This window comes from Gardnerella sp. c10Ua_244 (assembly GCF_055818055.1).
Map to the genome: position 1 here is coordinate 483,437 of NZ_JARFVS010000002.1, position 16,552 is coordinate 499,988.

Annotated in this window: 11 protein-coding genes; all 11 read right to left on the reverse strand. The window is 42.8% G+C overall.

Translation table 11 applies throughout. From position 1 onward, the window contains the following. Positions 1 to 142: 142 nt before the first annotated feature. The 11 genes from P0108_RS05200 to P0108_RS05250 all read right to left on the reverse strand — a co-directional run bounded on the left by P0108_RS05200 (position 143) and on the right by P0108_RS05250 (position 16,551). Positions 143 to 433: a hypothetical protein gene (locus tag P0108_RS05200; protein ID WP_004109367.1), complete on the reverse strand. Its 291-nt coding sequence runs from the start codon at positions 431 to 433 to the stop codon at positions 143 to 145. Between the two features lie 111 nt (positions 434 to 544). Next, complete coding sequence (locus P0108_RS05205; RefSeq protein WP_004109345.1) at positions 545 to 952, reverse strand: zinc ribbon domain-containing protein; 408 nt, start codon at positions 950 to 952, stop codon at positions 545 to 547. Positions 953 to 981: 29 nt separating this feature from the next. Further along, the gene (locus P0108_RS05210) at positions 982 to 1,242 is read right to left on the reverse strand and encodes a zinc-ribbon domain-containing protein (RefSeq protein WP_004109342.1); all 261 of its coding nucleotides are present in this window, start codon (positions 1,240 to 1,242) and stop codon (positions 982 to 984) included. Between the two features lie 183 nt (positions 1,243 to 1,425). Then, positions 1,426 to 2,403: a zinc ribbon domain-containing protein gene (locus tag P0108_RS05215; RefSeq protein ID WP_004109339.1), complete on the reverse strand. Its 978-nt coding sequence runs from the start codon at positions 2,401 to 2,403 to the stop codon at positions 1,426 to 1,428. A gap of 130 nt (positions 2,404 to 2,533) precedes the next feature. Further along, entirely contained in the window at positions 2,534 to 3,187 is a 654-nt protein-coding gene (locus P0108_RS05220) for a peptide deformylase (protein ID WP_004107289.1), read from the reverse strand. Positions 3,188 to 3,364: 177 nt separating this feature from the next. Continuing rightward, positions 3,365 to 4,777, reverse strand: a complete 1,413-nt coding sequence (gene glmM / locus P0108_RS05225) for a phosphoglucosamine mutase (RefSeq protein ID WP_012914425.1) — start codon at positions 4,775 to 4,777, stop codon at positions 3,365 to 3,367. Positions 4,778 to 5,118: 341 nt separating this feature from the next. Next, on the reverse strand, positions 5,119 to 7,734 hold the full coding sequence (gene pepN, locus P0108_RS05230; protein WP_473730829.1) for an aminopeptidase N: 2,616 nt from the start codon (positions 7,732 to 7,734) through the stop codon (positions 5,119 to 5,121). Between the two features lie 96 nt (positions 7,735 to 7,830). Continuing rightward, positions 7,831 to 9,858, reverse strand: a complete 2,028-nt coding sequence (locus P0108_RS05235) for a ribonuclease J (RefSeq protein WP_473730830.1) — start codon at positions 9,856 to 9,858, stop codon at positions 7,831 to 7,833. 154 nt (positions 9,859 to 10,012) lie between these two features. Next, a complete protein-coding gene (locus tag P0108_RS05240; RefSeq protein ID WP_410309302.1) occupies positions 10,013 to 11,407 on the reverse strand; it encodes an MFS transporter in 1,395 nt (464 codons plus the stop codon). 61 nt (positions 11,408 to 11,468) lie between these two features. Further along, complete coding sequence (locus P0108_RS05245) at positions 11,469 to 12,155, reverse strand: GNAT family N-acetyltransferase (protein ID WP_416090799.1); 687 nt, start codon at positions 12,153 to 12,155, stop codon at positions 11,469 to 11,471. Between the two features lie 181 nt (positions 12,156 to 12,336). Then, complete coding sequence (locus P0108_RS05250; protein WP_416090797.1) at positions 12,337 to 16,551, reverse strand: ATP-dependent DNA helicase; 4,215 nt, start codon at positions 16,549 to 16,551, stop codon at positions 12,337 to 12,339. Position 16,552: the final 1 nt, after the last annotated feature.

A 16,552-nucleotide genomic window follows, 5' to 3' on the forward strand; every position in this document is an offset into this window, starting at 1 on the left:
TATACGCACTTATAATCGACATACGAAAAGCCGACCCTACGATTTTGCGGGGTCGGCTTTTTGTTACTAACACAGCATTCAGGCAGGTCGGAGTGCTGCACGAGTGTCCAAAGCGGCAACGAGTTTTATTTAATACTTATCCTTAGTAATATTGTTCTTGATATGTATTGTTCTCAAACTTAATATTTACGTCGTTGCCTTTGATTTTAAATGATCTGTTGATGTAGAATCTGCTTACAGAATTACCATCATGCCATTCGTCTTCGTTACTAGCCTGACGACGGAACTCTACAGTTTCTTCAAATCCTTCTGTAGAGAAACTTCCACTTTCTGGATCAATGGATGTAAGTTTAGGATATCCGTTAACACTTCTCTTAACATCTGAATATGAATAGTCGTAGGATGTAAAGAATCCTAAGTTCTTCTTACGCAAGGAGGTGCCAAAAACACAAATCTTTGCAGGGACTGCTGATCCATTTGATGCACTAATGCACTGCTTAATTTGCTTTTAACAGCACTGGTAATTTTCTTCTCTAGCTTCTTGCTAGCACGTTAACTTTGATTTTTTAATCCTGTTTGGAATATCTAAATACATAATGTTTACACGAGGATACAGCTTATATGACTTAAATATAAGCCACTCAGTTTTAGGATAAGAGACTTGAAGCGACATTTTATTCTCTTTCCCATTAATTCTGTAGGAGACTACACTGGAATCAAAGCTAATGTTGGTAATTACTGGATTTTCAATACGATTTTTAGTTTTGCTGCTAACTTCATTAGTCAAAAGGATGCGAGAACCTTCTTGAATATCGCTAGGAGACCAGTCAACAAGTTTGCTTGCTTCTGTAAAGTTTCCGCTTTCCAAAGCGTTCACGTATTGTTTAATTGTAGCTTCTGGAGAATAAACATAGTTTTGAATTGCATAATATGCAGCACCAAGAGCTACCATTAAAAACTCCAATTATGATAAGGATGATTTTATTCTTTTTTGCTCATCTTTACTGAAGCTATATTAGAGTTATTTGAAAAATTCGCGTTATTTACGTTATTTACGTTATTTGGCAAAACGGTGTTATTAGTTTGCGTCTGATACGTATTTACAGCAAACTGCTGCGCTTGAGATTCATACTGATTAAACTGCGCCATTGGCTGCTGTGCATTATCCTCTACTTTTGCGCCACAATTTGAGCACCACGTTGAGCCACTATCTATAGGGCTTCCACATTGAGTGCAATTCATATTAACTCCTAATATTTCACAAAAGTGCTTAGCATATTATTCATACGCTAAGCACTTTTGAAATAAAATTTTTCCAAGTTATTTTTATTTTTAAGTTATTTTGCTAAACTGACGCAAATTTTACGAAAAACACTCTATTAAAAAGCTTTTATAGAATTATTTAATTAGATTAGCAAAATTCTTTTAGTGCAATAAAGCTCCGTATATTGCGGAAGAAATAGCACTTGTTACGATTCCCATAGTGACGCAGAATACGATAATAAGAATTATCGCAGCCACCAACACGTAAATAACCCACAACCATTCGCGATCTATCTTACGCGTGCATTCAGCGTGAGATACAAAGGAGAATGGAAGAAGCATTGTCAAGAATCCTGCAAAGATTTGCAAGAACACAGACGGAGTCGAAAGAGTAAGAATGCCAAGCAATGCTGCGCAAATCTGAATTGTTACAATCGGAACCATCTTCTGAGCGAACTGAACATGCAACTGGCTGGCAGACATTGGGTCACCAAACATCTTTGCACCAATCAAAGCCACAACGAATGTCATGTAAACGCTAATCATTGCTGCGAAGAAAGCGGCAATGAATACAGAAATAGGCACGGAAACTCGTGGAGCAGAAATAGAACGCTCCGACATTGACGAAAGTAAGTTAGTGCCAACTTTAGTAAAAGAGTTGAAAATGTTGGCACCAGATTGAACCGTGAAATAAGTTTGGATTGCAGATACAAGAGCGCTAATTACAAACACAAGCACAGCGTACAAGCTAGATACATGGTACTGCTGAGAAGGCTTCTTAATTGCGCTAATAAGCCAATGGAAGAAGTCCACCATCTGTTCAGAATTAATCTGATTCATTGGCTGAGTATAGTGAGGAGCACCTTGCATTGCTGGAGCCTGCTGCATCATCGGTTGAGCCGGTTGAGTTGGGTGAGTCATTTGCGGATTCTGCTGAACAAACATTGGCTGAGCTGGCTGCTGGGACACAGGTTGCATTGGCTGCATTGGTTGAGCCATTGGCTGAGCCTGAGACACAGGTTGTACAGGCTGAGCTACTGGTTGAGCTACTGGTTGAGCGGCTTCAACATTATTACCGCAACCCTTACAGAACTTTGCGGAATCGTTGTTTGCTGTACCACATTGAGAACAAACCTTCATTTTTCTCTCCTTTATTCAATGTAGTAAATACACGCGTTTAAGCAGTAAATTACAAAAACACACATGAGTATTCTATAACTACTATTGAAATGCACAAAACGACACTGCAATAATTTTTAAAACTTTAAAATCATATTGCAAAACCGAGCGTGCGAGCAGCAGCTACAGGAACTGCTTCATCTGCCCAGTAATCCTCAAGGTTCTCATCAGTGGAAAGCGAACGCATTTCTGCACGATCAATATAAAGTTCACCACGAAGATGATCCGTTTCGTGCTGGAAAATACGCGCAGGCCAACCATGCAAACGCTCGGAATGTTGTTTGCCGTCCTCATCCTGCCAAGTAGCCTGAATATCAAGCCAACGCTGACGTACAGCCTGATAGCCGGAAACACTTAAGCAACCTTCATAAAAACTACGAGTTTGCGTACCAATAGGCTCATAATGAGGATTAATAATAGCTCTAAACGGAAGCTCTGCAATGTCACGAGGATCATCCTCATCGTCACGAACATGATCTTCAATAACAGCAATCGCAAGACCTAAACCAATCTGTGGAGCAGCCAAACCTACGCCTGGAGCCTCCAGCATTGTGCTGTGCATAAGAGAAATAAGTTTTGTGAGAGTAGCACGTGTAAGCTGGCCGTCATATGCCACAGTGCGCTGGCGAAGAACAGGCTCACCTGCTTGCACAATCGGCAAAATGCCGTCTTCTGTAGCGGAATCAAGCAAGCGCTCAACAGCGCGACTGAGCTTAGTATCAACACTTGCGTGATGCGTAAACATAGGACTCCTTTTCACCGTTTTAAGTAACGCGCACAGTAACGCGAAAACATACAAAATCTACATGCTGCGAGCAGAATTTGAAAGCCGCACTAAAGATATAAGTGTATCAAAATTATTTGCGCACTGCTAGAGCCGACTGAAATGTAAGCAAATAGCAGGCGCAAAAAATAAGTAAGCTTATAGCTTCAGATTATCGACCACAACTTGAGCAAGACGAGCACAAACCTCATCTGCCTGAGTTTGAGTTGCAGCCTCGCACATAACGCGCACAAGCGGCTCTGTGCCACTAGGACGCAAAAGCACGCGACCTGTATCTCTAAGAAGCTTCGATTCTTTCTCAACAGCTGCAAGCACAGCTGCGTTAGTTTTCGAAGCCATTTTATCTACATTTGGCACATTTACAAGAGCTTGCGGAAGCTGCGGGAAGTCTGCAGCCATTTGCGAAAGTTTCTTGCCTGAACGAACAACTTCACGGCACAAAGTCAAAGCAGTAAGCGTACCGTCACCGGTTGTTGCAAATTCGCGATTAATAACGTGACCAGACTGCTCGCCGCCGAGTGAATAATCATGCTTAAGCATTTCTTCAAGAACGTAGCGATCGCCGACGTTTGTTTGCACTGTTGAAATGCCCATATCTTTGAGCGCAAGCTTTAAGCCAAGATTGCTCATTACAGTTACAACGAGCGTATCGTGATTCAGCTTACCTTCAGCCTGCTTTGCGCGAGCAAGAATACCCATAATTTGATCGCCATTAACCATATTGCCGTTCTCGTCAACAGCTAAGCAGCGGTCGGCGTCACCGTCAAAAGCCACGCCTAAATCAGCCTTAGAAGCTTTAACCATGGCTTGCAGCTGCTCAGGATGAGTCGAGCCTGCGTGATCGTTAATATTGTAGCCGTCAGGAGAAGCGTTAATTACGATTACTTCCGCACCAGCGCGACGAAGAGCTTCAGGAGCAACAACAGAAGTAGCACCATTCGCGCAATCTGCTACAACACGCAAGCCTGCAAGAGGCTTTGGACGCGTAGTAGAACCATTGCTTAAAGGCGCAACAGCAGAAACTAAATGATCAATATACAAGTTAGTAGCTGTAGTAGTATCATGGCTGACTCGACCTACACCAGCACCAGTTGGACGCTCCCAATCTTGACCAAGCACAGTCTCAATCTCATCTTCCTTGCTATCTGGAAGCTTAAAACCTCCGCGCGCAAAGAATTTAATACCGTTATCTGGCATAGGATTATGCGACGCAGAAATAACAGCACCCATTTCAACGTTAAGCACGGAAGTGAGGAAAGCAACGCCAGGAGTTGGGATAATTCCAGCATCAATAACATCAAAACCGCCAGCACTCATGCCAGCAGCGAGAGCAGAAGCTAGAAAATCACCAGAAACACGCGTATCTCTGCCAATAAGCGCGCGACGGCGAGCGTGAGAGGAAGTCTCGCTTTCATTAGAGCTAGATGCAACCGGCGCGTGCTTATCCCCTAAAACGCGCACTGCAGCATCACCCAAATCTAACGCAAGTTGCGCTGTTAAATCTCGGTTCGCCAATCCACGCACACCGTCAGTACCAAACATTCTTGGCATAATAAAGCCTCTTTCGCAAAAATCACTTCATCCTGCGCGCAAGCAAACAACATCGCATACTAGCGCGTCACACACTGTTTGCCATCTTACTCGTAACATTACATAACGCGCTATAAAAAATTTCTCCGCACATGGTTGTGGTACAAAAGCCGGAAAAACTCCGGAAAATGTTCCACAAATTGGCCAACGCTCGCGCGGTTAACGCTCTCGCTGCTGAGCTTGCGTGGAAAGTCCACTGGACTTTCCACCTGAGCAAGCTCACGCTCCGAGTTGCTTTCGCGCGCACAATGCTGCGCGAAAGCAGGTCGTCGCGCAAAACTCGCGCCACATTAATTAAGGCACTAGCACAAGGAAGCGTTGTAATGCTGTACCTTAAGCGTGCGGCGAGAAGAATCAAGGCTGCCGAGCACCATGCGACGCAAAGCCTGATCTGCATCAGCATGAGCCTCAAGCCACTTTTCACCGTGCTTAACCAGCTCCTCAACCGGCGCATACACAGGATACAAGCCTTCGATCAAAGCTTCAGCCATGTGGAAGGTGCGGTTCTTCCAAATCCACTCAACTTCAGCAAAGTAGCGATCAACGTAAGGCTTAACCAAATCGCCTTTAGCAGTGCTTGCAAAGCCAGCAACCACAGCGCCCATTTGCATATTCGTCAAATCGAGATTACGCAAAGCCTGTTCAAAAGCCCAATCCTTAGCTTCTGCAGTTGAGCGAGCTGCACGAGCCTGGTAAGCGTATTCGCGATTCTCAGTCGTGTCGCGCTTTTGAAGTTCCGCGTCAATTCCAGCTTCGTCCAAAGCGTTCACACCTGCGAGCGCAATAAGAATGCTCCAGCGTAAGTCGTTGTCGATTCCCAAGCCTTCCAGATTCACAGAACCGTCGAGCAAACCGTTAGCTACACGCACAAACTCAGCATCTCCAACTTCGCCGTATCCAAGATAAGCCTTAACGAGCTGGAATTGTTCATCGGAACCTGCAGAAGCTGCCAAAGCCAACTGCCACAATTCGTGAGCAACATGCTTTGCGACTTCTGCTTGACGCTCTGGAACCACGTAGTGGCTTGCAGTTACTTTCACTTGACCAAGAGCATAGCGGAAAGTAGTTGATTCACGCTCGGTTGCCAAAGCTTTAAGGCTGAGTTCCACGAAGCGTTCTGCTGGGAATTCTGCGTCGCGAGTCATATCCCACAATGCGAGCCAAATAAGCGAGCGAGTCAAAGAATCCTTGAAACGATACAAGTTTTCTGCAGCAAATTCAAGCGACTTTGCGTCAAAACGTAGCTTCGTATAAGTTAAATCGTCGTCGTTTACAAGAATAAGCGCAGGCATTTTCTCGCCGCGCGCCTCAACAACTTCCGTCACTTCGCCGTCAACGTCAAGTTCGATTCGCTTTGTGCGCTTAATTTCACCAGTTGCTTCGTCTACATTGTAGAATCCAACAGCCAAACGGTGTGCGCGAAGAACAGGATGCTCAGCTGGCGCGCTCTGATGCAAACGCAAGGAAGCAATAGTGCCGTCACCTGCTTCTTCGACTTCAGTAGAAATCGTATTAATTCCAGCCTTTTCAAGCCATTGAGCACTCCAAGCCTTCAAATCGCGGCCGCTTGTAAGCTCTAACTCGTGCAACAAATCAGCCAAAGTTGCATTGCTGTATGCATGCTTACTCAAATAGTTGTGGATTCCTTCAAAGAACTTTTCGCGACCAACATACGCTACGAGTTGCTTCAATACAGAAGCACCCTTTGCATAAGTGATGCCGTCGAAGTTGACGGAAGTGTCATTCAAATCGTTGATTGGAGCCACGATTGGGTGCGTTGTTGGAAGCTGATCTTGATTAAGTGCCCAGCTTTTTTCGCCGGAATTGAAAGTGCTCCAAGCGTCATGCCATTCGGTTGCTTCAGCAGTTGCAAGAGTAGAAGTGAATTCTGCGAAGGATTCGTTAAGCCACAAATCATTCCACCACTTCATGGTCACGTAGTCGCCGAACCACATGTGTGCAAGCTCATGCAAAACTGTTACAACGCGGCGCTCAGCATAAGCGTCCGTGACTTTGGATTCAAACACGTACTGGTCGCGAATCGTGACCATACCAATGTTTTCCATAGCTCCAGCGTTATATTCTGGAACGTAAATCTGATCGTACTTTGCGTACGGATACGGCACTCCCCAAGTCTTAGCGTAGAAAGCAAAACCTTTCTTCGTAATATCGAACAAGTAGTCAACGTCTTTTGCAAAAGCGTCTTTAAGTGCCTGACGGCAGTACATTGCCATTGGAACTACGCGACCGTCTTCATTGTTGTAAGTTGTGTGCCACTGCGCGTAAGGGCCTGCGCAGATAGCAGTTAAGTAGGAGCTCATCTTTGGAGTTGACTCGAATACCCAACGCTTCATGCCTTCTACAGCGCCATTTTCCAAAGTGCCTGCTTCAGTTTCGCGGCCTTCAATCGCAGTTTCGCTTTTAACTGGCATATTGGAAGTCACAATCCAACTTTCTGGAGCGTCCACCGTAAAGTCAAAAACAGCCTTTAAATCCGGCTGATCAAACACAGCATAAACGCGGCGAGCATCCGGCACTTCGAACTGAGTATACAAATAAACGTTTCCGTCGGAAGGATCCACGCTTCTGTGCAAACCTTCGCCCGTGTTGGAATACTGGCAGTTTGCTACAACTTCTACGGTATTATGCTCAAGCAAATTTGCAAGCTCAATTCGACTGTCTGCAAAAACTTTAGAAACGTCAAGAGCGGTACCGTTTAACACCACAGATTCTACGCTGTTTGCAATTAAATCGAGGAAGCTTGCGCTACCAGCTTTAGCATCGAACTCAATCTTCGTGCGCGAAGTAAAATCACGTCCGCCTTTTCCTAAATCGAGCGCAACATCGTAGTGAATTGGCATTTGGATAGCGTCGAAACGCTCTTGAGCTTCTACGCGAGTCAGATTTGCTCCTGGCATATTTTGTACCTTCCTTATATTTTTCTTATTTTTGATTATATTTACGATTATTTTTAGCTATTTACAAATAATTGCGAATATTTTCTTTATTTTTGATTATTCTTGATTATTTTCCGAAATATCCGCAACTACCGGCACAAGCATTGGCTTCCTGCGCAAAGCGCGAGCAACCCAACTACCCAAAGTTCGTCGCATAATCTGCTGCAACTTATGAGTATCGTACTCACCGCGCATCATCGCATCCTGCAACTGTTCAACAATTTGATGACGAACCTTCTCAAAATCAGCCTCGTCTTCAGCAACAGCATTCAAGAAAATCTTTGGACCAGAAACAACGTCAGCGTGCTCTGTATCAACTACAACAAAGCTCGATACGAAACCTTCCGTGCCCAAAATTCTGCGCTTTTCAAGCTCTTCATCTGTAAGCTCACCAACAGAATCACCATCAACATACACGTAACCGCATGGTACAGAACCAACAACTGCAGCATTGCCATGATACAAATCCACAACATCGCCGTCTTCAGCAAGCACAACGTTATTTGGTTCAACGCCAGTTTTTACTGCAATCAATCCGTTTGCAACCAAGTGACGATGCTCACCATGAATTGGCATGGCGCACTTTGGCTTCACAATGTTGTACAAGTACAAAAGCTCGCCTTCATTGCAATGACCAGACACGTGAATTGCAGCGTTATCTTTGTTGATTACGCGCGCACCCAACTGCACAAGCTTGTTAATAACCTTATAAACTTCGTGCTCATTTCCTGGAATAAGCGAACTTGCAAGAATAACAGTGTCGAACTCATTAACAGTAATATCTCGGTGATTGCCATCTGCAATACGCCCGAGTGCAGCCATAGGCTCGCCTTGTGAACCAGTGCACATGTATACGAGCTTGTCGTCTTGAACATCCTTGGCCTGCTTTAAGTCCACAACCGTGTTTTCAGGAATATGCAAGTAGCCTAAATCCGCAGCAATTGACATATTGCGAACCATCGAACGGCCAACGAACACAACTTTTCTGCCAAACTTGTGAGCTGCGTCAACCACTTGCTGCACGCGATGCACGTGGCTTGAGAAACTAGCAACAATAATCTTGCGCGTAGCTTCAGCAAAAGCGCGATCCAAAGCCGGACCAATCGAAGTTTCAGGCTTTACAAATCCTGGAACTTCAGCATTAGTGGAATCAGCCATAAGCAAATCTATGCCCTGCTCACCTAAGCGACCAAACTCAACTAAATCAGTAATACGATGGTCAAGAGGAAGCTGATCGAGCTTAATATCGCCAGTATCAATCAAAGTTCCAGCAGGCGTTTTAACACAAACAGCAAGCGCGTCCGGAATCGAGTGCGTCACCGTAATAAACTCAAGATTAAACGGACCTACTTTCATCTTATCGCGGCCTTCAACGCGAGTAAGTTTCGGCTCAATATGATGCTCCTGGCACTTTGCTTCAACAAAAGCCAAAGTAAGCTTAGAACCAATCAGCGGAATATCCGGACGCATCTTAAGAAGATACGGCACACCACCAATATGATCTTCGTGACCGTGCGTCAAAACTAAAGCTTCAACCTTATCAAGTCGATCCTGAATATAGTGGAAATCAGGCAAAATCAAATCAACGCCAGGCTGCTCTTCTTCCGGAAACAGCACACCGCAATCGATAAGCAAAATATGACCGTTATATTCAATTACGTTCATATTGCGGCCGATTTCACCCAAACCGCCAAGCGGTACGATTCGCATTGATCCTTTACGATACTTTGGCGGCGCAATAAGAGCACCTTCTCTTTGATCGTTAACTACAGGAGGAAGAACATTTCCTGTTCTACGAGTTGATGACTTTGCATTTTCTGTTTTAGTTTCTTTGTTGAATTTAGCTTTTTTAGTTGATTTAGTTTTAGCAGTTTTTACATCTTTAGTAGATACTGATTTAGTTGAAGTATCAGCAGACATTTTTTTATTCACTTTTTTCACCGACTGTCGAATTTGCTTAGACGACGCAGAAGATTCTTGGTTATTAAGAGAACGCATATTATCAGCGTCAGATTGCAACGCATCGCGTACTACTTCAGCAAGAATTTCCTCAGTACGTTCATCATATTCTATTTTCATATTCATCTCACTACATCTTGCGATATTGCGCACTTCTTTCTAGTGTACCGTTAGGACTCAACTCAGCTTTTGTCACTGAAGCGGCAGAAACTTTACGCAGCTGTAAAATTTCGATCGGATTAAAGCGAGAAAACGGCAGAAACTTTACACACGTGCGCAGTTAATGTCGCTTTTTAAGCACCATTACAATAAACCAGCCAAGCGTGGCGATAGGTATAGCTGCCATTGTTGAGATCCATGGAACCATCATTCCGGCATGCGAATTCCACGAGTCGATTGCAGCTCCAGCAGCCATCGAGCCTAAAGAACAGCCAACAGCAGACGCAGTTGGTAGCCATGAAAGACCTTCCGTAAGCGATTCTTCAGGAACAGTTGCTTTCACAATAAGATTTCCAGTAGCAAAAATTGGCGAAACGCATAAGCCAGAAAGCACTTCAAAAACGCTCATAAACATAAGTCTGTCAATATTAAGACTCATAAGCATAAATCCGACAGTTAGAACAGTCAAAAATACAATCAGATGCGACCAATTAGAACCGCGGAATTTATGCGATCCAAAAATAATCGCTCCCACAAGCGAACCGCATGCAAACAATGCCAACTGCATACCAATGAAATGATCAAGCCCCTGAGCTTTCATTGCAGCTGTTACAGACACGTCAAATGCACTAAAACTCATATTAAATACAACAAACATGAGCACAAGCGGGATAATGCCGCGGTAAAGCAGCACGTTTTTACCGCGCTTTTTTGAGCGATGATTATGCAATTGCTTAAGACTAAATTTGTCTACAAATGAGCGTTTCGCTTCTTGCTTTTGAGATGCCACATAATCTTTGGAAATTTCATCTTCTTTTTGAGAAGCGATTAATACATCAACATCTTCAGCTGCAGCAGTTGGAACTTCCACTACTTTGAGCACAGCAGGTTGAGTATTTTTTAGAGAAAAGAACCAAGCTCCGCCCAATCCACTTGCAAATACTGGCACGAATAATTGCGAAACAGGGTGCACAGAAGTTGCTAACCACGCAGCCAAAATAGGTCCTAATATAAACACAATTTCATCGATACCAGATTCCAACGCATAAGCAACGTTTAATAAAGAATCGTCATCTTCTGCACGCAATGTATAAGCCCAACGAGTACGCACCAACGCGCCAAAAGCAAACTGAGTTACGCCCATCACAATTGCTAACACAAAAAGCAAAACAAGAGGAACCTTAAATAAAGCTGCAAATGCAAAAGAAATCATAGCGATTACTTGTGCACTTAGCGCAATAACTCCAACTTTACGCTGACCAAAACGGTCAAAAAGCTTAGCATACACAGGAGTTACCGCAGCTTGTGCAAGCACATACGACGCAGACATTGCTCCAGCAATAGTCCAGTTGTTATACAAATGGTTTAATGCAAGAACAATTCCCAACGCAATCATAGACATTGGCAAACGCGCAATCGCGCCTGCTACACAAAACGCTTTAGCTCCATTAAATGAAAATAATCTAGAATATTGAGAAAATACCGATGCTTTCTTAGTTGCCGTTTGGGACGACATATATTTCTTTGCTCCTTTTTGTCAAGCAAGTCACGCAACGTTATACATTTGCATATTTTTATTAACGCGTTTTAGAACGAGCATTTGCTTGCTTTGAACGAACTCTCGGCTCACCTGAGTAAATATACAAGTCATCCACCAAAGATTTCACGTTCTTAGCTTCATAAGGATGATCCGAGCGCATAAAAGAAGCATCTCTTCTAAGCCCGTGATAATCATAAAAGCTTACGTCACACGCTGAATCAGTATGCAAATAGTAACGATTTACTCCGTTATTTCTTAGCATATGCATTGTTCGCTTCCACAAGCCTCCACCGACACCATGCCCACGAGCATCTGGAGAAACAAGGAAAAGCTCCAATTCCGCTTGAGTTAAATTATTGATATGAGATTTCGCTTCAAGTTTAGTTTCCAACGCGCGCATGCCGTACGCTTCTTCTAAAGCGAGAGCATAGTTTTTGTCACAATTTTCTTTCATTGCGACTTCTTGCTCGCGAAGCATTCTCCCTACTTCTGGAAATAAAACAGGTGCGTCAAAAACTCGCGCCAAAAGCAGACCCATAAACTTACCGTCTATTTCAGCAATAGTACCATGCGTTGAAGGTTCTAAGTAATGCAACACACATCTTCGAGAAAGACTTAACGAAGCATCTTTCCCAACTTTTTGCGCAATACCCCAAGTACGTTCATATTCTTTAACCATTGCATCAATATCACTGAGTTTTACAGAACGAAATTCAACAGTCATGATTCTTCCTTACTTCATACTCAAATCGATGTTGTGCGTATGCCCGCCCACACACACTGCACGAGGAATCTGCACGTTTTCGAAGTGATTCACGATGCGTTTCAATCGCGGCGCAAAATACGTTACAGCAAACAAAAATTGCAGCAAATAAATTGCGACAAAATGATTGCAATAGCAACATTTATGCGTCATCATCATCGAGGGAGATTAACGTGTCAGAGTGTAACTCGGCAAGGATCTCATCTTTCGTTTTTTGCTCGGCATGAATTTCCCGTTCACATTCATCCGATATGTTCACATAATAAAGGGTGGCATCGATAGCATCAAGCGGAACCTTAGTCATAAGAGACAAAAGCAGACGATACCAGTCAAGCTGGCCAAGTTTAAGCGCAATATCTTGTGATTTGGTTGGTTTTCTTCCGGTTTTCCAATCGACTATCGTGTACAATTTGCTTGGATCTTCTGGATTTAAACCACCTGCAAATATTGCGTCGATTTTGCCATTAATAATTTGATCGCCTAATTCTGGAACATGAGCTACAATCGGCTGCTCTACTGCTATAGGACGGCGATGCGCCCATTTTGATGTTATTAAACGCTGCTTCCATATCAACAATTTGCGCTCCGAAGATTTTGCATTTTGCGAAATATTCTCGCAAGTTTCAGCAACGTTCTCAACAGCATTCTCATCAACGTTTTCATCAACGTCATACTGAATAGAATTTTTATTCACGCAACCAGCTTTTACAAACTGTTCAGCCCAAGCATGAAAACGCGTTCCCAAATCAGAAGCAGGCGAAGAAACGCTAGGAATAGGGCGAATAATTGCCATCCATTCCTTCCGCAAACGCTTAGCATCCGCATCATCAAAATCTTCATTCGCGCGCGAATAATCATTACGAAACATAGCGCGTCTTTGCACAGCAGTCACATTGACATTTTCAACATTAGAAAGCTGCTCTGCTCTGTTTTTCAACTCTTGAATGTTGTGATACCAATCAATTTTCGGCATTAAATCTGCATCTTGTAGCAAAGCTTGAGCTTTGTAAAGCAAAGAATTATCTTTTGAAATACCAGAAATTTGATTACTCATTTTTGAATTTACAACGTCTTGCGCAGATTTTTGCAATACACTACGTATAGCTTCACTAGATGCACTCGGCCAAGATAATTGTTTCTCATTATCTTCAGTTGGAATAGTGCTTTCCTCGCTAAATAATTGCGCAAGTTGCGAAGCTGACTCCCCTACAACATAACCTACTTGATTTGAAGAATCTGAAACCTTAGCTGTGACCTGAACCGGAGATTCTTCAGATCCGCGCATTGAATCATACATTTCCTGCCAAAAAACAGAAGGTTTTTTAACTCTAGAAGTTGAAATATTTGAAGATTCATCTACAGAAGAAGCTGCACTATTGGCAAAATTTTCTTTATTCTCAACAACGCTCATAGCATTAGACTGGCTGCAAGTGAGCAATGCTGCGAATTTAGCACGCGTCAAAGCAACATACATAAGGTGACGCTCGTCAATATGCAAAGCGCGCCCACGCTCTTCGACTTGTGAAAGAGGCAATGTGCCAGTTTTCATCACAGCGTCATACACTTTGCTAGCTTCTGAAGGAATCGCTTCTACTGGAGCCTGCTCATGCTCATGGAATTTTTCTGCCAAATCAAACATTTCTCTAGCTCTTGATCCATAAACTTCTGCGTCGATATCGTCTACAGTTAACATATTTTTCAAAGATTTTTGAGGTTCCATGCTAGTTTCAAGATCAACATCGTGAGGGAATCTTGGCAATATGTTTGCATCCACTCTCATAGAAACAGGCACTTTTGAAGCAACTTCGAGCGTTGCGTATGCCCTTTCCCTGTACACGCCACTTTGTTGCGTTGCTATTACGCGCAAATTATCGCCTTGATTACTTGGGAACGCGCCTTCATTAAGCCCAACTATCGCTACAGCAGGCCATTCCAAACCTTTCGATTGGTGAATAGTCATCAATACGACATCCGCAGCCTCATCCACTGAAGAAGGTTGATCGTTAATTTTGTCTATATTGAAAATCCAAGACATAAACCCATGCAAAGTAGGAGTTGTAAAATCGCTCATTTCTTGCAAATACGCGTCTGCTAGTAAACAAATAGAATCGACAGTAGAGTGCATATCGTCAAGAAGCGTTGCATTAGAGGAAGTATCATTCATAAGCGCACGAGATAGCGCAACGTCAATATCAACGTTAAGCGTTTCTACAGCAACGCGCATAATATCTTGCAAAGAGCCAGATTGAGCACGTTGTATTGCATGAATCATTTGCCCTATTCTTAACACTGCTACATAAGCTTTAGAGCTTAAATTATTTTTTAGCTCAGAAAGCAAATTATTGTCGTTTTTGTCGTTTTTGTCGTTATTTTTTGCTTCTTCGCTTAGTTGAGTTTCGTATGCTTCAAGCAAAACATCCGCCACAAAAACTCCACCATGAATACTATTGGTTTGCGAAGCTTGAGATTGCTGTTCTCGAACAACTTGCGACCACTTAGAGCGAGGAGTTTCAGCGTCTACTAAACCTGCTTGCACTAAAGCACGAAAAACATATTCGATATTCTTTGATGTTGCAATATTAGCTATAGCAGCCAAATCATCAGTATTAAGCGCAAAACGAGGAGTTGCAAGCAATCTCATCAAAGCTTGAGTATTTGTGTGATCTGCAACAACAGAAAGAAGAGCTAAAACATCTCGAATTTCTGGTTTTTCAAGCAATGCAGAATACCCAACAGTAAGAGTGCGTAAACCTGCTTTTTGTAATGCTTCTTCATATAACGGAATATTATTTTTACTACGGAAAAGAACTGCAACTCGAGCAGATGCAGAATTAGTATCGTCGTTTTCAGATAGCGCATTATGTTTTACATATTTTACAAAACGCACAACGGCTTCTACTTCTTGATATTGCGTAGGCATATTTAACACACTAAAAGTACCTTTTGGCGCATTATCTAAGTATTGCAAGTTTTTCACTTCTACTTCTGTAGCAAGTGAACTACTATGGCGAAGCGCAGGCACTCGCAAAGGTTTCGTAATAGAATTTGCAGCTTTTAAAATAAGCTGCGAATTGCGTCGCGTTCTAGTAAGAGAAAACTCACTTGACTGGTCGATATTTAGTGCTTGCTCAAGCTTTCTGAAAGCTCCGGAACTAGCTCCTCTAAACGAGTAAATAGCTTGGAACGGATCACCTACTGCAGCAATATGCGTTTGTTGAGTAGTTAAAAAGTCTTGATTTTCGCTAGTTTTCGCAGCAACGCTAGCTTCTTCCACACCGTTAGTTTTTTTATGAAACAGCGTTGCAATCAGCATTGCTTGAGTTGTAGAAGTATCTTGATATTCATCAAGCAAAACTTGGCTGTATTGGCGGCGATACTGCTCTGCAATAGAAGGAAAATGCGTCACCAAACGGTATGCAGCAATAGTAAAATCGCTAAATTGCGCCATATTTGCGCGCTGCTTTGCTGCGTCAAAAGCCAAAACTAATTCAAGTAATACATTGCGCTTCTCAGCAGCTTCAAGCAAGTTATTACAAGATTCATAACACTTATTTTTTAATGTAATATTCAGGTATTCTACGTATTCTTTTCCGTAATTTTCGCACTTTTCGAAATATTTTTCATCTGAATCGTTTTTTCCGCGACGCAATTTAATAGAGCTAGGCTTTTTTGCAATTATTTCAGTAGTTTCAGCACAATTAATTGCTTTTTGCAAATGCTCAATCCAAGCGTTATTCCACTTTTGAATTTCTAGAACAGCTTTAGACGTGCTATCTATAGAATCTCCCCTGCTATTTATGCCAATCATCGAGCATGAAATATCTGCTGCGAGCGCAAGCACGTCGTCAATAAGCGCATCAAAACTATACCAAGACAGCACTTCCGCATGATTAGTAACATAATCGTTTACTAGCGGTTTTATTAATTCGCGCGCACCTGCATCGCTTAAAGGTTGCGTATTTTGATCAAATCCAACAAGCAAACCATATTGGCGCACAATTGACTGGAAAAAAGCATCGTATGTCATTACTTCTGGCTTCAAAAAGCCACTTGAAGATGCGGAATTTCCGTTATTGATAAGCTTATTTATTTCGCTACTATGCTGACTTACAGCTTGAGCAACTCTTGCAAGCAGCTCAGAAGCTGCTTTATTAGTAAAAGTCAAACCCAAAATACTTTCAGGAGCAACTCCGCGCTCAATAAGGTCGATAACTCGACGAGTCATCGTATACGTTTTGCCACTTCCAGCTCCTGCAACAATAATCATGTTCTTATTTGTTGGCGCTTGAATTGCTGCAGCTTGCTCCGCACTATCGGTGTTCTTGCGAGTAAATTGCTTATTTGTTTTATCAATCATA

Bases quoted from the DNA above. Each gene is read 5' to 3' on its own strand.
- P0108_RS05205 (WP_004109345.1), bottom strand. From the start codon at position 952: ATGGTAGCTCTTGGTGCTGCATATTATGCAATTCAAAACTATGTTTAT.
- P0108_RS05210 (WP_004109342.1), bottom strand. From the start codon at position 1,242: ATGAATTGCACTCAATGTGGAAGCCCTATAGATAGTGGCTCAACGTGG.
- P0108_RS05215 (WP_004109339.1), bottom strand. From the start codon at position 2,403: ATGAAGGTTTGTTCTCAATGTGGTACAGCAAACAACGATTCCGCAAAG.
- P0108_RS05220 (WP_004107289.1), bottom strand. From the start codon at position 3,187: ATGTTTACGCATCACGCAAGTGTTGATACTAAGCTCAGTCGCGCTGTT.
- glmM (WP_012914425.1), bottom strand. From the start codon at position 4,777: ATGCCAAGAATGTTTGGTACTGACGGTGTGCGTGGATTGGCGAACCGA.
- pepN (WP_473730829.1), bottom strand. From the start codon at position 7,734: ATGCCAGGAGCAAATCTGACTCGCGTAGAAGCTCAAGAGCGTTTCGAC.
- P0108_RS05235 (WP_473730830.1), bottom strand. From the start codon at position 9,858: ATGAATATGAAAATAGAATATGATGAACGTACTGAGGAAATTCTTGCT.
- P0108_RS05240 (WP_410309302.1), bottom strand. From the start codon at position 11,407: ATGTCGTCCCAAACGGCAACTAAGAAAGCATCGGTATTTTCTCAATAT.
- P0108_RS05245 (WP_416090799.1), bottom strand. From the start codon at position 12,155: ATGACTGTTGAATTTCGTTCTGTAAAACTCAGTGATATTGATGCAATG.
- P0108_RS05250 (WP_416090797.1), bottom strand. From the start codon at position 16,551: ATGATTGATAAAACAAATAAGCAATTTACTCGCAAGAACACCGATAGT.